This window comes from Mucilaginibacter sp. cycad4, from assembly GCF_034263275.1.
Classification (GTDB): Bacteria; Bacteroidota; Bacteroidia; order Sphingobacteriales; family Sphingobacteriaceae; genus Mucilaginibacter.
Map to the genome: position 1 here is coordinate 6,973,445 of NZ_CP139559.1, position 22,706 is coordinate 6,996,150.

General features: G+C 43.4%; 20 protein-coding genes. 13 read left to right on the plus strand and 7 right to left on the minus strand.

The features are described 5' to 3' along the window. Nucleotides 1–14 precede the first annotated feature (14 nt). Nucleotides 15–2,279, minus strand: coding sequence for a glycoside hydrolase family 31 protein (locus SNE26_RS28865; protein WP_321557263.1), 2,265 nt, complete (start codon nucleotides 2,277–2,279; stop codon nucleotides 15–17). Nucleotides 2,280–3,162: 883 nt separating this feature from the next. On the opposite strand from SNE26_RS28865, the gene SNE26_RS28870 reads away from it, so the two are divergent. After that, nucleotides 3,163–3,549, plus strand: coding sequence for a hypothetical protein (locus SNE26_RS28870; RefSeq protein WP_090534246.1), 387 nt, complete (start codon nucleotides 3,163–3,165; stop codon nucleotides 3,547–3,549). Between the two features lie 74 nt (nucleotides 3,550–3,623). Here the strand turns inward: SNE26_RS28870 and SNE26_RS28875 are convergent, their stop codons facing one another. Further along, nucleotides 3,624–4,526 (minus strand): sugar phosphate nucleotidyltransferase, encoded by a 903-nt coding sequence (locus SNE26_RS28875; protein WP_321557264.1) that lies wholly within the window; start codon nucleotides 4,524–4,526, stop codon nucleotides 3,624–3,626. A gap of 103 nt (nucleotides 4,527–4,629) precedes the next feature. Further along, nucleotides 4,630–5,745 (minus strand): M42 family metallopeptidase, encoded by a 1,116-nt coding sequence (locus SNE26_RS28880; protein ID WP_090534250.1) that lies wholly within the window; start codon nucleotides 5,743–5,745, stop codon nucleotides 4,630–4,632. Nucleotides 5,746–6,057: 312 nt separating this feature from the next. On the opposite strand from SNE26_RS28880, the gene SNE26_RS28885 reads away from it, so the two are divergent. After that, a complete protein-coding gene (locus tag SNE26_RS28885) occupies nucleotides 6,058–6,954 on the plus strand; it encodes a DUF6340 family protein (protein WP_321557265.1) in 897 nt (298 codons plus the stop codon). On the opposite strand, the gene SNE26_RS28890 is transcribed toward SNE26_RS28885, so the two are convergent. Together SNE26_RS28890 and SNE26_RS28895 are read right to left on the minus strand one after the other, a co-directional pair. Next, nucleotides 6,929–7,363 carry a GNAT family N-acetyltransferase gene (locus SNE26_RS28890; protein WP_321557266.1) on the minus strand — a complete coding sequence of 145 codons (435 nt, stop codon included), beginning with the start codon at nucleotides 7,361–7,363 and terminating at the stop codon, nucleotides 6,929–6,931. The two genes, SNE26_RS28885 and SNE26_RS28890, sit on opposite strands and share 26 nt — an antisense overlap. Before the next feature lie 265 nt (nucleotides 7,364–7,628). After that, entirely contained in the window at nucleotides 7,629–9,125 is a 1,497-nt protein-coding gene (locus SNE26_RS28895; RefSeq protein WP_373695608.1) for an acyl-CoA carboxylase subunit beta, read from the minus strand. A gap of 151 nt (nucleotides 9,126–9,276) precedes the next feature. On the opposite strand from SNE26_RS28895, the gene SNE26_RS28900 reads away from it, so the two are divergent. From SNE26_RS28900 to can (SNE26_RS28920), 5 genes are all read left to right on the plus strand, one after another. After that, the gene (locus tag SNE26_RS28900) at nucleotides 9,277–9,609 is read left to right on the plus strand and encodes a hypothetical protein (protein WP_321557268.1); all 333 of its coding nucleotides are present in this window, start codon (nucleotides 9,277–9,279) and stop codon (nucleotides 9,607–9,609) included. An 80-nt stretch (nucleotides 9,610–9,689) separates the two neighbouring features. Then, nucleotides 9,690–11,294 carry a SulP family inorganic anion transporter gene (locus SNE26_RS28905; RefSeq protein WP_321557269.1) on the plus strand — a complete coding sequence of 535 codons (1,605 nt, stop codon included), beginning with the start codon at nucleotides 9,690–9,692 and terminating at the stop codon, nucleotides 11,292–11,294. A 13-nt stretch (nucleotides 11,295–11,307) separates the two neighbouring features. Further along, nucleotides 11,308–12,024: a carbonate dehydratase gene (can, locus tag SNE26_RS28910; RefSeq protein ID WP_321557270.1), complete on the plus strand. Its 717-nt coding sequence runs from the start codon at nucleotides 11,308–11,310 to the stop codon at nucleotides 12,022–12,024. A gap of 266 nt (nucleotides 12,025–12,290) precedes the next feature. After that, a complete protein-coding gene (locus SNE26_RS28915) occupies nucleotides 12,291–13,043 on the plus strand; it encodes a YoaK family protein (protein ID WP_321557271.1) in 753 nt (250 codons plus the stop codon). 20 nt (nucleotides 13,044–13,063) lie between these two features. Next, nucleotides 13,064–13,720 (plus strand): carbonate dehydratase, encoded by a 657-nt coding sequence (gene can, locus SNE26_RS28920; protein WP_321557272.1) that lies wholly within the window; start codon nucleotides 13,064–13,066, stop codon nucleotides 13,718–13,720. Nucleotides 13,721–13,978: 258 nt separating this feature from the next. On the opposite strand, the gene pruA is transcribed toward can (SNE26_RS28920), so the two are convergent. Continuing rightward, entirely contained in the window at nucleotides 13,979–15,616 is a 1,638-nt protein-coding gene (gene pruA / locus SNE26_RS28925) for an L-glutamate gamma-semialdehyde dehydrogenase (RefSeq protein WP_321557273.1), read from the minus strand. Nucleotides 15,617–15,761: 145 nt separating this feature from the next. On the opposite strand from pruA, the gene SNE26_RS28930 reads away from it, so the two are divergent. From SNE26_RS28930 to SNE26_RS28950, 5 genes are all read left to right on the plus strand, one after another. Next, on the plus strand, nucleotides 15,762–16,328 hold the full coding sequence (locus SNE26_RS28930; RefSeq protein WP_321557274.1) for a hypothetical protein: 567 nt from the start codon (nucleotides 15,762–15,764) through the stop codon (nucleotides 16,326–16,328). After that, nucleotides 16,318–16,866 carry a hypothetical protein gene (locus SNE26_RS28935; protein ID WP_321557275.1) on the plus strand — a complete coding sequence of 183 codons (549 nt, stop codon included), beginning with the start codon at nucleotides 16,318–16,320 and terminating at the stop codon, nucleotides 16,864–16,866. The genes SNE26_RS28930 and SNE26_RS28935 overlap by 11 nt, the downstream gene beginning before the upstream one ends. A 99-nt stretch (nucleotides 16,867–16,965) precedes the next feature. Beyond that, the gene (locus SNE26_RS28940; protein ID WP_321557276.1) at nucleotides 16,966–17,346 is read left to right on the plus strand and encodes a DUF1801 domain-containing protein; all 381 of its coding nucleotides are present in this window, start codon (nucleotides 16,966–16,968) and stop codon (nucleotides 17,344–17,346) included. Nucleotides 17,347–17,482: 136 nt separating this feature from the next. After that, nucleotides 17,483–17,833 carry an MmcQ/YjbR family DNA-binding protein gene (locus SNE26_RS28945; RefSeq protein WP_321557277.1) on the plus strand — a complete coding sequence of 117 codons (351 nt, stop codon included), beginning with the start codon at nucleotides 17,483–17,485 and terminating at the stop codon, nucleotides 17,831–17,833. A gap of 10 nt (nucleotides 17,834–17,843) precedes the next feature. Further along, entirely contained in the window at nucleotides 17,844–18,197 is a 354-nt protein-coding gene (locus SNE26_RS28950; RefSeq protein ID WP_321557278.1) for a VOC family protein, read from the plus strand. 154 nt (nucleotides 18,198–18,351) lie between these two features. Here the strand turns inward: SNE26_RS28950 and SNE26_RS28955 are convergent, their stop codons facing one another. Continuing rightward, a complete protein-coding gene (locus SNE26_RS28955) occupies nucleotides 18,352–21,294 on the minus strand; it encodes a class I tRNA ligase family protein (RefSeq protein WP_321557279.1) in 2,943 nt (980 codons plus the stop codon). Nucleotides 21,295–21,716: 422 nt separating this feature from the next. On the opposite strand from SNE26_RS28955, the gene SNE26_RS28960 reads away from it, so the two are divergent. Further along, the gene (locus tag SNE26_RS28960) at nucleotides 21,717–22,517 is read left to right on the plus strand and encodes a hypothetical protein (protein WP_321557280.1); all 801 of its coding nucleotides are present in this window, start codon (nucleotides 21,717–21,719) and stop codon (nucleotides 22,515–22,517) included. Nucleotides 22,518–22,706: the final 189 nt, after the last annotated feature.

Genomic DNA, 22,706 nt, shown 5'->3' on the forward strand with positions numbered 1-22,706 from the left:
TTTCAAAATGACAATTATAACTTTACTTCAATCTCTCCACGCTCATTCCCAACAACCTCATCTTTCAGCTTAACTCCCCCAAATCCATGCAAAACAAATTTCAACTGCGTAAACCTTGATTTAAACGCCCCTTCAACTGCTGATAAACTGATGCTTTTATTTACCGGATCAAAACGGATCACACGTTTATAATAAACACCCCGCTCATAATCGTACGATATACCATCATCTTCATAATAAACAAAACAATTAGCCTCGTTTCCATTCCAGATGTGGATCTGCAATAATCCATCGCCTTTATCATTGGTACTTTGCACAACACTTTGCATGGGGATAATACTGCCGGCTTTTACAAACACAGGCAGATCTGTTAATGGCGCCGGCACATTGACAATCTGTTCACCTTCATAAAATTCATTGCTGCTTAACCGGTACCATGAACCTTCGGGTAAGTAAGCATCTTCCATAAATTTTGTGCTCTCAACGGGGATAACCAGCATCGCATCGCCAAACATAAATTCATTTTGAAAACGCTCATCAAAAACGTTTTCGTCAAAGCTGTGCTCAATGGCCAATGTGCGGCTTACCGGCATGCCTGTTTGTGTTGACAGATAAAAGCTGCTGTACAGGTAGGGCAGGAGTTTATACCGTTGTTCGATATCTTTTTTAATGATCCGTTCATTATCCTTTCCCCATTCCCAGGGCTCGCGCATTTTGCTGCCCTGTATGGCATGATTGCGGAACATCGGGGTATAAGTGCCCAGTGAGTTCCAGCGCACCATCAGCTCGGGCGTAGGGTTGCCGCTGAAGCCGCCGATATCAACCCCGACAAAACTCATACCTGTAATCCCCAAACTATTTACCAGTCGTTGCCCTAAAAGCATGTGGGCATCGGTGCCGGTATTATCGCCAGTCCACACGGCCGAGTAGCGCTGTGTACCCGAATAGGCGGCTCGGGTAAGTACGAAAGGACGTTTATTGCCGAGAATCTTCCGGGTGCCATCATAGGTTGCGCGGGCCATTTGCATGCCGTAGGCATTACGAACTTCGGGCATAAACTTATCACCAAATTTTACTATCCAGGGAATATTTTGCCCCCAGGCGGCGGGTTCGTTCATATCATTCCAGAAACCTTCAACACCGGGATTGGTAAGGGCCGTGAAAGCTGCACCCCACCACTCGCGAACATCCTCCCTGAAAAAATCGGGAAAGTGACAACGGCCCGGCCATACATAGCCGGTATAATTTTCTCCATCGGGATATTTGGCAAAATAATCGCGTTCAATGCCTTCATCATATTCTTTGTAACCCTCTTCAACTTTTATACCCGGATCAACAATGGTAACCAGCCTAAAGTCCATCGCCTTTAGTTTATCAAGCATCTGCTTGGGTTTGGGAAAGTTTTTTTTGTTCCAGGTGAAGATCTTGAAATCGTCCATGTAGTCGATATCGCAATACATTACATCGGCCGGAATTTGTTTTTTGCGGAAGGTTTGGGCGATGTTCAGCACCTCAGCAGCACTCATATAACTCCAGCGGCATTGCTGGTAGCCGAGGCTCCAGAGTGGAGGCATTTCCATGCGGCCGGTAAGCCAGGTATAATCTTCGATGATTTTAGCAACGCCCTGAGCCCCGAAAAAATAGTAATTAAGGTCACCACCATCAGCACCAAACCAGCTTGTTTCTTCATCTGTAGATGCACCGAAATCGAAATAGCTTTTATGGGTATTGTCCAGGAACAAGCCATAGGTTAATCCGCTGTGCAGGCTTATAAAGAACGGGAAGGTTTTATACAGAGGATCGGACTCGGGTGTGTGGTTAGGGGCATCGGTGTTCCAGTTTACATAGGCCGCGCTACGCCTGTCAAAGTTGCCGGTTTTTTCGCCCAAACCAATAAACCGCTCCCCTTCAAACAAGCGGCGATAACAAGTTACACGTTCGCCCTGCCAGTTAGTGCCAAAGCGCGCGTCATCCTCACTCAGTGAAATGCCACCGGCTGTGAAAAAGTTGAACCGCAAAGGTGATTTCTGGATGCTGAGCTTCAGGGCCGATGTGGTAATGTCAATATTAGCCGGTGATTCATCAAACTCAAAATCGGCCATCGGTTGCCTGATCACCGCGAAGGAAGCATCATCCGGGTTGAAATTTTTACTGATGTTTACCCTGATAATAGTTGGACTGTAAATGTAAACCCTTGCTTCTGCTTCGGAGGTTTTAATTATTAAAACGCCATCCTGTTGTTTAAAGCCCTGTACGTTGCCTGCTATTTCTAAATTCATACCTGTGGTGTACCCTGATAGATAGCGTACTTAAAGGCAACGTTGTTTGGTTGGGTTGGTTTTGTTAAATGTGGATTTTGAAAACGTTGCGTAGATTTTTATCGGCTTGCGCTCGTTACAAACCACAGGCGTTGGGAAGAACAAAAAGTTCGGGATTGTGCGATTCCCTCCCCCTGGGAGCTACTGTGTGTACACATCTTTTAAATTCTATCAATAATTGAAAAAAATGTCATTTCGAACGAACCTGGTGGGAGAATTCGCGCGCAGGGGGTGAGGAGAAATCTTCTACGCCCTGCTTTTATAAGTATGATTGTAGAGCCTGATGTAGAAGATTTCTCTTTCGCCCCACTTCTTAGCCCGCCCCTGCTCAATCGAAATGACATTTTCTTTTATTTAAAAGATGTGTACACACTGTAGCCCTGGGAGGGTGTAGGGAGGGGTTTCGACGGCAGACTTATCTACTTTAATGATGCATAAACCCCTCCCTGCAACTCCACAACCCTGCCGCACCCCTCCCCAAGGAGGGAATTAAAAAATCTTCCCAACACCTGTGGTTACTAACCTGCGCAAGATTAAAAAGTACGGCATTAAAAAGCTGTTGATTCTTTAAACACCACATTCAAAACGTTGCATGGATTTTCCTTTTCCACCCCCAAAAACGACAAACCCGCTTTCCTGCCCGATCAACGCCTCGTAATTTTCGACCAACTTGTAAAATGCTGATAATTAGTACGTTTTAAGCGTTTGCCGAATGCTTTTGGGTATTGGTCTATATCTTTTCGGTGCTGGTATAACACTTTTTAGCAGTTAAAATTAATGTTGTTCATTTGATCATTGAAAATAACAAACACAAAATATTAACAATACTTAAAAGCTCAAAATCATGAAAACTTCAATAAAATTATCAGCATTATTCTTCTTATTAAGCGCAGGTGTATTTGCTACCACAGCAGCCAAGGCCGCCGATGTAACTCCTAAAGCTAAAGAGGTTGTTACCTTTAAAGCCCTTGACCACGACCGCGGTGTTAAATTAACGCTTGCAAAATCAGAAAATGGCCGTTCATTTGTACGCGTTTACAGCAAACAAAATGAACTTTTGCTGAAAGACGTTGTATCAACCAAAACAGATGTTGAAAGAGGCTATGTTTTAACCAACCTTGAAGATGGCGATTACATTATGGAAGTTAAAACTAATAACCAGGTGGTTAAGAAAACCCTGCACGTTTACGAAGATGGTGATCAAAAAACATTCTTTATTTACCAGGACTAATTTAGGAAGCCATATAAAAACAAAAGCTCCCGTTCGGTTGGAACGGGAGCTTTTTTGTTTGAGGAACAAGTATTTTATTCCCAAAGCTTTTCGGGATAAACACCGTTAGCTACCAGGTCAGATATGCTTTTTTGAACGATAGGTTTATCTTCTTTATAAGTAACACCAAACCATTTTGAGCCGGTTGGGATCACTTTAAATGCAGCTGTACCATCTTTGATCAGTTTATCTGCAGCAAGTGGAATAAAGAATTCGGCTTTAGGGTTGTTTTCGTTAGCCGCTACAAAATCTACAAACATTTGCTCGCTTTGTTTAAAGATAGCCGGTGTAAAGCCCCAGAAATTCATTGATACACGGGTATCGTTAGGAAGTGCGTGCTCACCGGTTGCGTCCTTGTACGCTACGCTGCCATCTTCTTTAAAATATACCTCGGTACGCTCGTTAATTTCAACCATGTTGCCATTGTCATCAACTTTACAAACACCGCGTGATACCGAGCCATAGTCAGACAGGGTACGGTCAATCTGGTAACCTACCAGCGAGTACAAATCGTCTTTAACTTCGGTGGTTAAAAATTTAGCCATTTTTTCAAATGCATCATAACCATAATAATCATCGGCATTGATCACGCAAAAAGGCTCGTTTACCTGGTTGCGTGCAGCAAGCACTGCATGGGCTGTTCCCCATGGTTTAGCGCGTTCAATTTCTTTATCAATACCGAATGGCTTAAGGTCAAAGCTCTGAAAAACATAATCTGTTTCAACACGACCTGCCAGTTTAGGCTCAAAAATAGCCTTAAAGCTATCAACAAATTCTTCGCGGATGATAAATGTAACTTTACCAAAGCCAGCTTTTATTGCATCGTATATCGAATAATCAATAATTGTTTCGCCATTGGGGCCAAAGCCATCAACTTGTTTCATGCTGCCATAACGGCTGGCCATCCCTGCGGCCAATATCAGTAAGGTGGGTTTCATAGATAGTATTTGGGAGATTTTATTTTAAAAGCTGTTTTATGATTAATATTTATAGGGAATGGATTTTTGCCCGGATTGTTTTATATACTATATAAACTTTTTGTTATTTGATATACCTGAAATCCTGACCGGCCTGAATATTTAGCAGAGACTCGTATATCAAACGGATCACGTTGTCAACATCTTCTTTGTGGATCATCTCTACAGTAGTGTGCATATAACGCAGTGGTAATGAGATCAACGCTGATGGTACACCGTCGTTTGAGTAAGCAAAAGCATCTGTATCGGTACCGGTTGATCGTGATGATGCCTGGCGCTGAAACGGTATGCCGGCTTTTTGGGCACTTTCAATAAGCAGCTTATTCAGGTTGTTTTGTACTGCCGGCGCATATGATACAACGGGGCCTTTACCGCAGGCTAAGTCGCCCTGGGTAATTTTGTTGATCATTGGCGTTTGAGTATCATGCGTAACATCGGTAACAATAGCTACGTTAGGTTTAATTTTGTGCGCTATCATTTCGGCGCCGCGTAAGCCTATCTCTTCCTGCACAGCATTAACAATATACAGGCCGAAAGGAAGTTTTACGTTGTTTTCTTTAAGTAAACGGGCTACCTCGGCAATCATGAAGCCGCCTGCACGGTTATCAAGTGCGCGGCCAACATAATAGCGGTCGTTAAGAACCATAAATTCATCCTCATAGGTGATAACACAACCTACATGGATGCCCAGCTTTTCAACTTCTTCCTTTGAGGTGCAGCCGCAATCTAAAAAGATATTTTTTAGGGTAGGGGCTTCTTCCTTATCGCCGCCCAGGCGGGTGTGGATAGCGGGCCAGCCGAAAACAGCTTTAACCACGCCATTATCGGTATGGATATTTACACGTTTTGAAGGCGCTATCTGATGATCGGAGCCGCCATTGCGGATAACATATATTAAGCCATCGTTAGTGATATAGTTCACAAACCATGAAATTTCGTCGGCATGGGCTTCAATAACTACTTTGTAATCGGCTTTGGGATTGATGATGCCAACCGCAGTGCCATAGTTATCAACGTAATGGGTATCAATATAAGGCTTCAGATATTCGAGCCAGAGCTCCTGGCCTTTCCACTCAAAACCGGTAGGTGAGGGGTTGTTAATATATTTTTCAAAAAACGCGAGTGAAGTTTCGTTTACAACGGAAGTATGCTGTGGGGCGTCAGATTTCTTTTTAGCCATATTTACATTGAACCTAATTAAATGATGCTGTAAGTTTCAACAGCTTAATTGGTAGCTAAAATAGCAATTTCATATTAATTAAAGTGTTTTTTTATTAAAATGTCTGATAGGAGCTATTAATAAATTGGATTTTAACAATCTGATATTAAATTCTTAAAGTATGACAACAAAATTTGCCGTATCGTTAAACGTTTTTTTAAATATTTAGTCACAATGAAGGCGCTGGTTTGTTTTGATACAAAAATGACCGGTTATTTCATTATGCTTTCATGCTTATGTTATACCTTTCCGCGATATTTAATTTTTAATAAGGTGAAACTATTCAGGCTAACTTGTATCTTATTTGCAGCATGTTTTTTAGCAGCATGCAGCGTACCTCAATATGTAAACGTTCCGGTTGATTATGCACCAAAGCTGAATTTTAACAGGGCAAAAACAACTATAGTGGTCATTAACCACTACATGCCCGATTCGGCCCGTAACCGTAATAAACGGGTACTCGCCACATTTAAAGCCGCCGCTTATACCGCTATAAACAATGCCGCTGTACAGCTGCATGCGCTGCCCGGCGTAAAAGTTGTACAACTGGTGGATTCAGTTAATTTTACCGCCAATACAGATTCGGTGAAATTTCTGGCTAACAAATATAAGGCATCCTATGTGCTGGCGTTTGAGGATTTTAAAGGCGAAACCAAATTGCAGCAGGATTATTACAACGGTGTGCCATCCGTTTACCGGGTATCGGTAGTTAAAACCAGTTTCACCCTTTATGAAGCCAATGGCATCTACTTTAAAAGGCTAAACGGCGAGGCTGAAATAAATGACAACAATCCGTATGGCAATGCGTCCAGCCTGCTTGCCCATGGCGGGCCTTTATTTGATGCTATCCGTAACTCCGCATTGGATGCGCTTAAGGATTACCTGCCGTATACTGATTATCACGACAGGCCCCTGTATGCCAATGGCGATCAGCTGAGCAGCTCGGTAGAGTTGATCAAGGCTGGTAAGTTTGATAAAGCTTTCCAATTATTGAACCCGCTTATTGATGGCCCCGATCCAAAACTTGCCAGCAGGGCTGCTTATAACCTTGCGGTAGTTTATGAGGCCCAGGGTGATATTGAAGCCGCACTTGACGTGGCCAAAATATCGAACCAAAAACAACCGAATGATTTTGCCAAGGCTATTATTGTTGATCTGATGAAAGAGTAAGCTCTTTTTCGAGGATTTCGTAATCGAAGCCGTTTTTTGAGAAAAGCCGGCCGGTATGCGTGAAGCCATGTTTTAAATAAAAACCGATGGCCGATACCCGGGCATTACACCATAATAACGCACCTCCATTGGTAAGGGCAAAATCGGTTATATGCTCCAGCATCGCTTTACCGATCCCCATTTTCTGAACTGTTTCATCAACGGCAAATTTGCGAAACTGCCAGTCGTTACCTTTATTAAAGAGGGATACTACCGCTATGATATTATTATCTTTAAAAGCAGCAAAGTGATATCCATGGTTATCCTCCTCCATCTCCATTTCATAAAGCTTGCTTTCGGGGTATAATATACGCTGCCTTAACCGCCAGGTAAGTTCGGGACGGATTTGTTCGATAGAGATATTTGTCATTCTTTTTTGAGGCGAAAGGTAAAAGGCGAAAGGTAAAAGGTTTTTTTCAAATTTGCTGGCGGAACAACCTCAAATCTTATAAACAAAAGCGGAAGGCACAAGTAATCCCGGCACCGGCAGCCGCACAATACTTGCGCCAGAAAAGGCAGAAGGCACAAGTAATCCCTGCACGTGCCGCCGCACAATACTTGCGCCAGAAAAGGTAATTATGGCATCTACAATAAAAAGGAAAATAAATCCGAAATCGAACATCCGATATCTCAAATCACAATGGGATATTCCCGTGCTTTTTCCTCGGGTTGTTCACTACTTTATTTTCCAGCATTGTAAATGCTGCAATCAGTTTAATGCGGGTTTCAGCGGGTTCAATTACTTCATCGATAAAGCCACGTTCGGCAGCGCGATAGGGGTTGGCAAAGGTATCGGAATACAGTTGTTCCATCTCCAGCCATTTGGCTTCATGGTCTTCGGCCTTCATGATCTCGCGCTTAAAAATGATCTCGGCAGCACCTTTGGCGCCCATCACCGCAATTTCGGCCGAAGGCCAGGCAAAATTAAGGTCGGCCCCGATGTGTTTGGAGTTCATCACATCATAGGCACCGCCATATGCCTTGCGGGTGATCACCGTAACGCGCGGAACGGTGGCCTCACAAAAAGCATACAATAGTTTAGCGCCATTGGTGATGATGGCATTCCATTCCTGGTCGGTTCCCGGCAAAAATCCGGGGACATCTTCAAACACCAACAGCGGAATATTAAAGCAATCGCAAAAACGCACAAAGCGGGCAGCTTTGGTTGATGAATGAATATCCAATACTCCGGCCAAAAAAGCAGGCTGATTGGCAACTATGCCAATACTGCGGCCTGCCAGGCGTGCAAAACCAACCACAATGTTTTCGGCAAAATCTTTGTGGACTTCCAAAAAGGAAGCTTTGTCAATAATATGATCAATAACCTCGCGGATATCATACGGTTGCGATGCAATGGACGGCAGAATGGTGTTTAGCTCGGGCCTCAGCTCGTCGCCGTTTTCGTATGGAACTGCGGGAGCTTTATCCTCACAATTTTGAGGCATATAGCTTAGCAGGCTTTTGATATGCTGAATGGCCGCTATTTCATTGGCACAGGCAAAATGGGTAACGCCCGATTTGCCGGCGTGGGTGTTAGCGCCGCCCAGCTCTTCGGAGGTTACCACTTCATGAGTAACCGTTTTTACTACGTTGGGCCCGGTAACAAACATGTATGAGGTATGCTCAACCATTAAAATAAAGTCGGTAATGGCGGGCGAGTAAACGGCACCGCCGGCACATGGCCCCATAATGGCCGAGATTTGCGGGATAACGCCCGATGCCATGGTATTGCGGTAAAAAATATCGGCATAACCGCCAAGGGATACCACGCCTTCCTGGATGCGTGCACCGCCCGAGTCGTTGAGGCCGATAAGCGGGGCGCCGTTCTTAAGGGCGAGATCCATGATCTTGCAGATCTTTTCGGCATGGGTTTCGGAAAGTGAGCCGCCAAAAACGGTAAAATCCTGTGAAAATACATAAGTGAGCCGGCCGTTTATGGTGCCATAACCTGTAACAACACCATCGCCGGGATATTTTTCTTTCTCCATGCCAAAATCAATGGAGCGGTGGGTAACCAGCATTCCTATCTCCTGGAACGAGCCTTCATCCAATAAAAAATGCAAACGCTCACGTGCCGTTAATTTCCCTTTTTTATGCTGACTTTCAATACGTACCGGGCCTCCGCCCTGCATGGCTTCATGACGTTTTAGCCTTAACAGATCAAGCTTTTTATCCACAATTCAGGTTGTTAGTAATTGTCTAAAAATAGTAATTATATTGTAAGAATAGCTTTTGCTTACTTATTCTGGTGGTTTAATAACGGATTTTTATATATTTGTGTTGATGAAGATCAGGAATAATAAAATATGGGTAGTGGCGCTGTTCATGACCGTTTTTGTAATAAAGATGGGCATTTCGCTTGCACCTGTTTTTTTATATCTTGATAATAAAACGGTAAGTGCGGTGATCCTTCAGCTGGAGCAGGAAAGCAAAACTGAAAAAGACAGCCCCGAAAAAGACCTTGTGAAGGAGAAAAAAATCTTCGATGAGTATGATCTTCATACCATAAACTTCATCACATTTATTACCGAAACCAAAGTTCTCCACAACCAGGAAAACGCCTTATATAAGCAGGTATATCATCCTGTGGTCCCCACGCCGCCGCCCAACGTTTAAAATGATTAACCGGATACTTCCCTATCCGGATAGCAACGCTATTTAATTCATTTTAAAGTTTTACTCAATCTTTCATTCTTATGCAAATCAAGCAAGGTGAGGCTGCTATGGGCAATCTCAACCTAAAAAAATATTTTCTGCCAAAAAATTTAAAAAGGGATATTCCTTCAAGTGTCGTTGTTTTCCTGGTGGCTTTGCCGCTGTGTTTAGGTATAGCGCTGGCATCAGGCGCGCCGCTTTTTTCAGGCGTATTAACAGGTATTATTGGCGGGATAGTAGTAGGCACACTTAGCGGCTCGCAATTAAGTGTGGCCGGGCCTGCAGCCGGATTAACAGTAATTGTGCTAAATGCCATTACCTCACTTGGCGCTTATGAAACCTTTTTATTAGCACTTGTACTGGCCGGTGTTTTTCAGATCATATTAGGTATTGTAAAAGCCGGTACTATAGCCAACTACTTTCCATCATCGGTTATTGAAGGCATGCTGGCAGCGATAGGTATTATTTTGATCATGAAGCAGTTTCCGCACGCGGTTGGCTATGATGCCGATTTTGAGGGCGATGAGGGCTTTAGACAAATTGATGATCATAATACTTTTTCGGGTATAACCCGTGCCTTTGCCCGGATCAACTACGGCGCAGTGATCATTAGCGTGGTGTCCCTGGCATTCATGATCTACTGGCCTAAGTTTAAAAAGCTGGCTATTGTTCCGGCACCTTTGCTGGTGGTATTGGCCGGTATTGGCTTAAGCCTCGCCTTTAACGGCACAAGCTTCGCCTTGCTTGATAAGCAGTTTGTACGCATACCGCTGGTAAACAGCAGTGCCGAATTTTTTGCGCTGTTTAAATCGGCCGATTTTAGCCAGTTAGGCAACAAGCAGGTTTGGATAACGGCTTTCACCATTGCAGTGGTTGCCAGTTTGGAAACATTGCTGAGCCTGGAGGCTGTAGATAAAATAGATCCTATCAAACGTATTTCGCCCACCAACCGCGAACTGCTTGCGCAGGGAACGGCCAATATTGTAAGTGGTATGCTTGGCGGCTTACCCATGACGGCGGTAATTGTGCGTTCATCGGCCAACGTAAATGCCGGTGCGCGTACCAAAATGAGCGCTATCATACATGGTATATGGTTATTGGTTGCTTTATTGGCCATACCGTCTTTAATTAACCATATCCCGCTGTCGTGTTTGGCAGCGATCCTGCTCATGACTGGGTATAAACTGGCCCGGATAAGTCTTTTCAAGCACATGTGGCACCAGGGCTTGAGCCAGTTTATCCCTTTCGTGGTTACCATTGTGGCCGTTGTTATGACCGACCTGCTTATTGGTGTGGGTATAGGTATGCTGGTGGGGATCTTTTATATTCTGCGTACCAACCTGCGTAATCCCTACTTCTATCACATTGAAAAAAATGGCAGCAAAAAAGTTATTAAGATTAAGCTGGCCGAGGAAGTATCCTTCCTGAACAAGGCTGCCATACAGGTAACGCTTACCAGCTTACCGCAAGGCGCCGAAGTGGTAATTGACGGATCGAACTCAAGGTACATCGATCCGGATGTACTGGAGATTATCCACAATTACAAGCACAATGCCTACACCAAGGGCATTATTGTGCAACTGAACGAAGTAAAGGAGAAGTATGACGTACCTCCTTTAAAAGAACTGGTTTATAACCCTAACTAAAAATCGAAAAACAATGTCAACAGAAAAAACAAACGGCAAAGCCGTAATAGATACCAACAACCTTAAACTTGCACAATCAAGCAGCTATAATACTTTAATTAAAAATAACGCCGCCTGGGTTGAGCGTAAACTGGCCGAGGATGGCGAGTTTTTCAAAAACCTGGCCAAAGGTCAAAGCCCCGAAGTGCTGTGGATAGGCTGCTCAGACAGCCGCGTACCGGCCAACGAGGTGACAGGCACCAAACCCGGCGAAGTGTTTGTGCACCGCAATATTGCCAATGTATGCGTACACTCAGACATGAACATGCTGAGCGTGCTTGACTATGCAGTGAATGTGCTTAAAGTAAAACACGTTATTGTTGCCGGCCATTACGGCTGCGGCGGCGTAGCGGCGGCTTTAAGCAACAAGCAATTTGGTTTAATTGATAACTGGCTGCGTCATATTAAAGATGTGTACCGCCTGCACAGCCATGAGCTTGACCGTATTACCGACAATACTACTAAAGTTAACCGCCTGGTTGAGCTGAATGTTACCGAGCAGGTTTATAACCTGTGCAAAACCACCATCATCCAAAACGCCTGGATGGAACGTCATGACCTTGAGGTGCACGGTTGGGTTATAGACCTGGCCAGCGGCCTGGTTAAAGACCTGAAAGTATCCAGCAGCAGTCCGCATAATTTAGGTTATGTATATGAGCTTGACGGTGTTGAGGCAGTGGCAGCGCATTAAAATATAATTTGATTGGAGCTTCCGACGCTGTAAGGGGCGGAGGGAGGTTTGATTGTTAAGTTGATCCCGGCTCTTAGGAAGTGGCCGGGATTTTTTTTCAGCCCCACCCAAACCCTCCCCGGAAGGGAAGGCTAAAAAAAAGTCTCCCCTTCCGGGGGAGATTTAGAGGGGGCTTATTAAAATATTATTAATTGTATCAAACAAGCAGGCATCAGTTCGGTTAAGTTTTTTGTAATTTAAATTAAAATATCTGCCGCGAAATATCTATGCTCAAAGCAATAAAAGAACAACGTACCCTTAAAGAAAACCTGATGCTGGCCTCATCAACGGCATTTGTAGCAGGCGTTACCAATGTGGCGGGCATGCTGGCTTTTTTGGCTTTTACCTCAAATATTACCGGGCATGTGGCTAATCTCGCCAAGCACATTATTGAGCAAAACTATCGCCAGATGATCATCTTTTTAGTTTGGCTGATGATGTTCTTTGCGGGGGCATTTGTATCCAGCTTTATTGTACGTTCATTTGAGGATAAAAGCAGGTGGCGGGCAAACTCTACCCCAATGGTGATTGAAGCTGTCATTTTACTGGCGGTTGCCATTTACGGGCATAATTTTTACCGGGAAACGCAGCTGGAACGCGAAATTGTGATCAGCGCTATTTTGTTTTCGATGGGATTGCAAAACAGCCTGGTTTCTAATATCTCGGGCGGACTGATCAAATCGAGCCATTTAACGGGTTTATTTACCGACCTGGGCAGCGAAGTGGCCGAATGGTTCCATCCGCGTACCAAAAATACCGAAGCCGCCGGTAATAAACTACTGATCAGGTTTACAGTGCTTGGTTTTTACCTGTTTGGTGCACTGGCAGGCGGATATTTTTTTAACCTGTATGAGTTTGCCATATTTTATTTTATCCCGGTTATTTTGCTAACCATTATGTATTATGACGTTTCGCCGCTTGCTTTGCATAAACTTAGCCGTATGTTTGCATGGGGCAGGAAACGTCAAACCGCATCTTAAAACATCAATCTTAAAAATATATGTGTGCTCAAATTCATGATACCAGTCATATTACCTACGAGGGCTTACTGGAAGGAAACAAAAAATTTATTGAAGGTGCTTTGGCCGAAGACCCTCAATATTTTGATAAACTGGCTAACGGGCAAAAGCCCCCTATACTTTGGATAGGTTGCGCCGACAGCCGCGTACCTGCCAACCAGATCACCAATACCGCCCCGGGCGAGATCTTTGTACACCGTAACATTGCCAATATGGTTATCCACTCGGACATGAACATGCTGAGTGTGCTCGATTACGCTGTGAACGTATTGAAAGTAAAACATGTGATAGTGACCGGCCACTATGGCTGCGGCGGTGTTAATGCGGCCATGAGCAACACCCAGTTTGGCCTGATAGATAACTGGCTGCGCCATATTAAAGATGTTTACCGCTTACATGCCGATGAGCTCGACGCCATTGAGAACGAAACCGAACGCAGTAACCGCCTGGTTGAGCTTAACGTGATTGAGAATGTATATAACCTCTGCAAAACATCCATTGTGCAAAATGCCTGGGCGCAGGGACAGGAACTTGCCGTACACGGCTGGGTTTACAGCCTCAGCACCGGCCTGATTAACGATATGAAGGTAAGCACTTATGACAATGCCAATATGGATAATGTGTTTAAGTTCAAGTAAGAGAGAATCAAGAAGTCAAGATTCAAGAGACAAGAAGAAAGAAGTCAAGAATCCAAGATTCAGGAATCAAGAGAGAAAGACTAAAAAAAGAATATACGCAAAACGTCATTGCAAGGTATGAAGCAATCCCAAACTATACAGATCGGCTCTGTAGGTCGGGGATTGCTTCATACCTCGCAATGACGTTTTTATTTGAGGTTATCGATTCAATGAAGCCAATTCTTGCTTCCTGAATCTTGACTTCTTAAATCTATTCCTCTATACTTCCTTTGCCAAAAAAGGATACCTGTAATCCTTCGGCGGATCAAAGGTTTCTTTGATGGTGCGTGGCGATACCCAGCGAAGCAGGTTGATCATCGATCCGGCTTTATCGTTAGTGCCCGATCCCCTGGCGCCGCCAAATGGCTGCTGACCAACTACCGCACCTGTAGGCTTATCATTAATATAGAAGTTACCTGCCGCGTTGCGTAAACGGGTGGTAGCTTTTTCAATAGCATACCTGTCCTGCGAGATGATTGAGCCTGTAAGCGCGTAGATAGATGTTTTGTCTACAACCTCAAGGATCTCATCAAATTTATCGTCTTCGTAAACGTAAACGGTTAATACGGGGCCAAAAAGCTCCTCGCACATGGTTACATAATATGGGTCTTCAACTTTTAACACGGTTGGCTCAATGAACCAGCCTTTGCTTTTATCGTAGTTGCCGCCGGCAACAATCTCAACGCTCTCGTCGGTTTTGGCGGCGTCGATGTATTTGGCCAGTTTATCAAACGATACTTCGGTGATCACGGCATTGATGAAGTTTTCAAAATCCTCTACCGGACCAATTTTAAAAGAAGTAATGTCACGCTGCATGTTTGCTTTTACCGCCGGCCATAATGAAGCGGGGATATAAGCCCTTGATGCAGCCGAACATTTTTGTCCCTGGTACTCAAACGCGCCGCGAACAAGAGCGGTGCTCACTACATCGGCATTAGCACTTGGGTGGGCAAGTACAAAGTCTTTACCACCGGTTTCGCCCACAATGCGCGGGTAGGTTTTGTATTTGTGGATATTGGTGCCGATAGTTTGCCAGATGTTCTGGAATACTTTGGTTGAACCGGTAAAGTGGATCCCGGCAAAATCGGGATGGTTAAAGATCACCTCGCCTGCAACCGGGCCATCAACGTAGATGAGGTTGATGACGCCATCAGGTACACCGGCTTCTTTAAAGATCTTCATGATCACATTGGCAGCATAGATTTGCGGATAGGCAGGTTTCCAAACTACCACGTTACCCATCATGGCTGCTGATGCAGGCAGGTTGCCGGCAATAGCAGTAAAGTTGAACGGCGTTAATGCAAATACAAAACCTTCCAGCGGGCGTTGCTCCACCCGGTTCCAAACACCTTTGCCTGATACAGGCGGCTGTTGTTTGTAAATCTCGGTCATGTATTCTACGTTGAAACGCAGGAAGTCGATCAGCTCACATGCCGAATCGATCTCGGCCTGGTAAGCGTTTTTCGACTGGCCAAGCATCGTTGCTGCATTGATCTCGGCACGGTATGGCCCGGCAATCAGTTCGGCAGCTTTCAGGAATATGGCGGCGCGTTGTTCCCAGGCCAGGTTTTCCCAGTCGGCTTTGGCTGCAAGGGCAGCATCAATAGCGGCGGTAACGTGGCTTGCATCACCTTCGCTGAAGGTAGCCAGCAAATGTTTATGATCATGCGGCGGACGGATCTCCAGCTTAGTGCCGGTACGTACTTCCTTGCCGCCAATGTACATAGGTATATCTAATTGTTGGGCACGGCCGGCTTCTAAAGCTGCCTTAAGCGCCACACGCTCCAAACTCCGCGGACCGTAATTTAAAACGGGCTCATTCACCGGTGCCGGAACATTAAAAAATCCTTTAAGCATAGATGGTAATTTATGTTGCCGCAAAGATAAGGATTTTGAGGGGGAAGGTTGGGTAGGGGAATAGAAATTGCAGGAATGTGTTGTATGAAGATTTTATATATTATTAATGGTATTATATTCATAAATTTTAAATTTAGCTTTTATTATGAAGGAAAGCCTCACTAAACTCGAAGACTTTTTTAATCATCATTCGGTAATCGTCTTAGGAATTATTGCTGTGTTGACGCTTATTTGCAGTATAGTATACAATTTGATTTTTAAAAAAACCTACAAGATATCAAAAAGCGATTACGATAAGAAGCTTTCAAATTTCAGCGTTTATTTAATCAACGCATTTCGATTAACAATAAAAAAGAGCAGTAAGAAATATCTGTTTTTTAACATAACAATTAGCAATAAAGCTACAGCGAAATATACTTATGTGTCAACTTTGGAAATAGAATATATAAGAGATGATAATTCTAAAGAATCTATAATTCTTGATTATGTTTCTGCTGATCTTGAATCACCTTTGGTTCAAAAGTTAACTTTTTTTTCAAATGAAATCCGACTCGACGAAAAAGATAGTGAATCTAAATGGCTTCTTTACGAGTTTCCCAATATTTTGAAATCATATAGAATATCAAAATATGTTATAAAAATCAGAGACATTGATGGAAACGTTGAAACGGTAGATGTTTTCTTAATTAAAGATATTAAAGATGAAAATTAAAACTTATTCCATTAAAGTTTTTCAAGTTATTGCAGATGGTGTTTTATCAGCGCCAGGAATAGGGGAGGGCAGATTTATTCCATCTTTGATAGTTAATGGGATAGAAGATCAAGAATTGGTCGATTTGATTTCTATTCATCAGGAAACTCCACCAGGGGATGCAATATTCTTATGGACCAGGCCATTGTGGGATAGAAGTAAAATTATCTTAAATGTCGCTTTTAAAAAACCCATGATCATCGAATTCGGAATAGAATTCAACCTGCCGACTCAAAATACACTCATTGATGGGATTATCCAATCAAGAGGATTTTTCCTTCAAGTTGGAAGAGAGGGTGACAAGCCATCAACTTTGTTCTCCGACAGAATTCTTTTGGAAGTGCCAGAGATGGGATTCGATAAAAAATGGGATGAAATATTAATAGCAATAATAAGATCTAAATATAAAAAGCTTAGATATCCAAAAAATGACCTGACAGCAGCCACAAATAAACATATTAGAAGCATGAGGGAATTATGGTCAATCAGAAGGACATAATTGTAAGTTTAATAAATTGATATGGAGTTGATTAGTTGTTATAATGTTTATAGAGGTTTAAGTTTTCGCATTTAATTATCCTTGAAAATCAACTGTTCCATGCTTACCCCAATAGATTCCTTCTACCTCACCAAAGATGAGCCCAATAAAGGCTGCTTGTTGGCTTTGCGCGATATTGTTTTGGCGTTCGATCCTGATATCACCGCCGAGTGGAAATACAACATGCCGTTCTTTTATTATAAAGGCAAAATGTTTTGCTACCTGTGGGTGCACTCCAAAAAACAATGGCCATTTTTAGGTATGGTTGAAGGGAAACACCTGCACCATCCCGAACTAACGTTTGAAGACCGTGCCCGTATCAAGATCATGGTTTTTAATCCTGAAGAGGATTTGCCGGTTGATACTATCCGGTTTATTTTGAATGAAGCTATTGATCTGTACAGGTCGGGGTTGATCAAGCTGCCAAAGAAGAAACGGTAGTTTTTCCGTAGAGACGCATAATTGCGTCTCCCGCAGGATGAGCCGCCTTGTTGAGGATATGGAAAATCAAACGTAATTTGCATGCTGGAGACGCAATTATGCGTCTCTACAATGAGGCGTTTATAAAACCATAACCATGACCATCGAAACCCTTCAATCCATTTGCCATAAGCTACCCGGCGTAACCGAAGATATTAAACTGGACGAACACCTGTGCTTTAATGTTGGCGGTAAATCATTCCTGTTTACCCATCCCGATGGTGTACCGCCATCGGCCTCGTTTAAAGTGACTGCCGAAGATTTTGAAGAGATCATTTCCAAAGAAGGTTTGGAACCTCAGCCTTATATAGCCCGGTATAAATGGGTACTTGCGCGTGATATCAGTAGTTTGAGTGAAAAGGAATGGGAGCATTATATCAGGCAATCGTACCGGCTTATCGCTGATAAGCTACCAGGTAAGGTTAAAAAGGAATTGGGTTTGTTATAGCGATAAAGCCATGATCAAACTTAAACTATTGGTTATAAGAACTGCCGATATGCAGAAGCTGGTTGATTTTTATCAGCTACTTGGTGTTAGCTTTGAATATCATAAACATGGAAATTCCCCTTATCATTATTCTGCCACTATTGATGAAATGGTGATTGAGATATATCCGCTTACAAAAACTCAAACTGAGGCTGATAAAAATCTTCGCTTAGGTTTTGAGTTAGATGATTTTGATACGGTAATTGAATTATTAAAGAAAGCAGAAGTGTTGTTCGCGTCTGAACCTACACAAACTGATTTTGGTTTTATGGTAGTAGTTGTTGATCCGGATGGCAGAAGGATGGAGTTGTATAAGAAATGGTAAAAATATCATCCCCGTCATGCTGAACTTGTTTCAGCACCCCACGCGCTAAGTGTCCTTTTGCTTAGCAATCTGTGACTGGTCCTATGGGATCCCGAAACAAGTTCGGGACGACGGAAGGAAATAAAAAGCCCCCCTTTAGGGGGCGGAGGGGCGACTAAACCACCATATTCACAATTCGGCCTTTTACCACAATCACCTTTTTAGGTGCTTTGCCGTCGAGGTATTTTTGTACGTCGGGGCTGGCTAAAACGGCGGCCTCTATTTCTTTTACATCAAGGCTTAACGAAAGGCTTAAATTCATTTTCATTTTACCGTTGATGGAGATCGGGTAAGCAAACTCATCTTCAATCAAATATTCGCTGTTAAACTTAGGGAATGGTGCATATGATAGTGTACCCTCTGCATTACCCAATAACGACCAAAGCTCCTCGCAGATATGCGGCGCATATGATGACAGGATGATCGCCATATCCTGCAAAATAGCGCGGTTGTTACATTTCAAGTCAGTTAGTTCATTCACGGCGATCATAAAGCTGGAAACTGATGTATTGAACGAGAAGCGCTCAATATCTTCCTCCACCTTTTTAATGATCTTGTGCAGCGATTTCAATTCGGCTTTTGACGGTGCGGCATTGCTAACGCCAAATTCCCAGGCATCATTGTGGAATAGCCTCCAGAACTTGCGCAGAAACTTGAACACACCCTCAATACCATTGGTATTCCATGGTTTGCTCTGCTCCAGCGGACCTAAGAACATTTCGTACATACGCAGGGTATCGGCACCGAAGCGGGTAACAATGTCGTCTGGATTTACAACATTGAACTTCGATTTTGACATTTTTTCAACTTCTGCCTTGGTGAAAAACTTGATTTCTTGATTTTTGTCTTCAAAAGGGTAGAGTTTACCTTCATGATACCATCCAGCGGAACACCAGTATATAGCATCTTTGAATTCAGGGCGCCAAGTTTTAAATCGCTCAATGTCCAATTGATTGTTCTTAAAGTCAACAAGATTTACGTCTACATTTATTGAATATGTGGAATAGTCGGATGTAACCTCAGTTATATTTGCATATTTATCGAAGTCATTTTTTACATCGTCACTTATCAATAGCTTGACCGTTTTTTCTCCAAAAGCAAATTGCTTATGATTGCCTGGCATGAAATAAATGTTTGACGCAGATTGCGAAACATGAATTTTTTGAGATATTCCCTGGATCATGCCCTGGTTAATCAGCTTTTTGAATGGCTCTTCTTCAACAACAAGGTCAAGATCCTTCAGAAATTTATTCCAGAAACGACTGTACAACAGGTGACCGGTAGCATGTTCGCTGCCGCCGATGTACAAATCAACATCTTTCCAGTACTCAATGGCCTCGCGCGATGCAAATTCTTTATCATTTTGGGCATCCATATAGCGGTACCAGTACCAGCTTGAACCAGCCCAGCCCGGCATGGTCGAAAGTTCGTATTCGCCCTCCGGATGGCGCCAATTGGTAGCACGGCCCAATGGTGGTTCGCCGGTTTCAGTCGGTAGATATTTATCTACTTCCGGCAATAACAACGGCAGGTGGCTTTCATTAATCAGATGAGGCAAACCATCTTTAAAGTAAACCGGCACCGGTTCGCCCCAGTAACGCTGACGGCCGAAAATGGCATCACGCATCCTGAAGTTAACTTTGGCTTTTCCGGCGTTGATCTCTTCCAGTTTGGCAACCACAGCAGCGGTTGCTTCTTTGTAAGCTAAACCATTAATAAAGTCGGAATTGATATAGGTACCTTCTTTAGTTGGATCGGCCTCGGTTTCGATGTTTTGAATATCGAGGATCTGCACTATCGGCAAATTAAAATGTTTTGCAAACAGGAAATCGCGCTGATCGCCCGATGGTACGGCCATAACCGCTCCGGTTCCGTAACCGGCCAATACATAGTCTGCAATCCAGATTGGGATCTGCTGACCGTTCAGCGGGTTAAGCACATAGCTGCCGGTGAAAGCGCCGGATACAGTTTTAGCATCAGCCATCCTGTCCAGTTCCGATTTCTTTTTGGTTTGGGCGATATAAGCCTCAATATCGGCTTTTTGCTCTGGTGTAGTAAGCGAAGCCACCAGCTCATGCTCTGGTGCAATCACTAAAAAGGTAACACCGAAAATGGTATCAACACGGGTGGTGAAAACTTCAATAAATTCGGTATCCAAAGCGGCGTTGTGCCCCGATTTATCTATCGGGAACTTCACAGAAGCTCCTGTACTTTTACCAATCCAGTTCCTTTGCATTTCTTTCAAAGGCTCGGGCCAGTCGATAGTATCAAGGCCTTGCAACAACCTTTCGGCATAGGCTGTAATGCGCATGCTCCACTGGGTCATCTTTTTTTGTTCAACGGGGTAACCGCCGCGTTCGCTAAAGCCGTCTTTTACCTCGTCGTTTGCCAATACAGTACCAAGAGCGGGGCACCAGTTTACGGTACTTTCGCGCAGGTAGGTAAGGCGGTATTTTAACAGTTCGGCCTGCTGTTCCTGGTTGCTTAAAGCTTTCCATTCATCAGCAGTAAAACTTAATATTTCCTCATCGCAAACAGCATTGATGCCTGCCGAGCCTTTGGCTTCAAAATGGGCAACAAGCTTATCAATTGACTGGGCCTTGTCGGCATCCTTATTATACCAGCTGTTAAACAGCTGCATAAAGATCCACTGGGTCCATTTATAATAATCGGGCGAGCTGGTACGCACCTCGCGGCTCCAGTCGAACGAAAAACCGATCTGGTCAAGCTGGCGGCGATAGGTTGCAATATTATCTTCGGTAGTTATAGCAGGGTGCTGGCCGGTTTGTATGGCGTACTGTTCGGCCGGTAAGCCAAAGCTGTCGTAACCCATAGGGTGCAATACGTTAAAACCTTTTAAACGTTTGTAACGTGCAAAAATATCAGAAGCGATATAGCCCAGCGGGTGCCCAACATGCAGACCAGCTCCTGATGGGTAAGGAAACATATCCAGCACATAATATTTGGGTTTACTGCTTTTGTCTTCGGCTTTGAAAGTTTGGTTTTGTGCCCAAAACTGCTGCCACTTTTGCTCTATCTCTTTAAATTGGTAGTCCATTTGATGTTTTACGCGTATGAGGTTGCGAAATTAAGCATTTCCCTATTAGTTTAGTAGTTATTAATGGATTAGTTGAGGCTTAATGGCAATCTTTTTAAAGGATTTGTTTTGGCGTTTGTCCCATCAGGGTCTTTCAGAGATTTTAGTTAACCCACAAAACCTAAATGTGAACTAAACAGCGGCGGAAAGCATTTTTACGATTACGAGACTCCGCTGGAGTCCATATTTCTTTAATTTTTTTCTATAAACACGAGGCCTCTCTGAGGCCGAATGCCAAGACAAGGCAATTGGCTAACTTTTTGCCAGTACCCACCATACAAATAGGCATAAACTACATTATAACCTTCTGTTCCTAAATATTTTCAAAATTTCTTTAATTGATTGATAATAAGTTAAATTTGTGCGGAATTAAAATCCTAAACATGAAACACAAGTACAAAATTATAGTATTGCTGCTTGCCGGCATTACTGCCGTTTACACCTCGTGCCATAAGCTTAATATGGCGCCTACCAATCAAAGTACAGTAAGTAAAAAAGAAGCGAGTGTGCAGATAGCGCAAAGCCTTGTCGGTATTTTTAACCCCGAAAACGGCGGGTTTGATTTTAAGAGCGGGTTAAGTATGCCAACCGATCTTTCCCTGAACAAAAAAGGTAAGATCAAAGTACAGTCTGTTGACCCTCAGCCACAGTGCGGCGCTAAAATGGATACCACGATAACATTTAACCTGGATCAAAGCGATACTTCAAAAATTGATATCTGGGCTAAGGTAAAATATGAGCTTACCTGCACTAACGGAGTACCTTCGGGTGTTACCGCTAACGATAGTTTAAATATGACTATGGCAGGCAGCGATTTTACAATGGTTTTAAGAATGGGTGAAAACCTGATACTTAGAAGCCTTAATCCGGGCGTTGAACACGCGCAATACTCTTTTGATGGCCCCGTGAATTATTATGCCAGGGTTAACTATACCAAGCCTACAACAGACCAGCCAAATGTTGAAGGCACGTTTAACTACAATTTTAAATCAATTGTTGTTGATCCTACAAAAGACCCTGATTTTATTTTAAGCGGAAGTGCTGCCTTTTCGAGTAAAGGAAATATAGGAAAAAATACCTGGAACTATAAAGGGACGATAACGTTTTTGGGCGGTCATAAAGCTAAGATCACTATCGACGGTACTGTTTATACTGCCGATCTGATGACCGGTGAAGTTAACTAACCCGGTTTTAAAATATATGAAGAGCCCTGCTCCTTAACCGGATGCAGGGCTTTTTTATGTTGCATTTTTAAATACGGCATGGTTTTTATAATCTGCCTATTTGATGAAAATGGGGAATATTTTCTACATGTCCGTTCCTCGAAACGGGGAAAGCCAGTGATGGGTATTTTTTGTTTTGCATGGTTATCG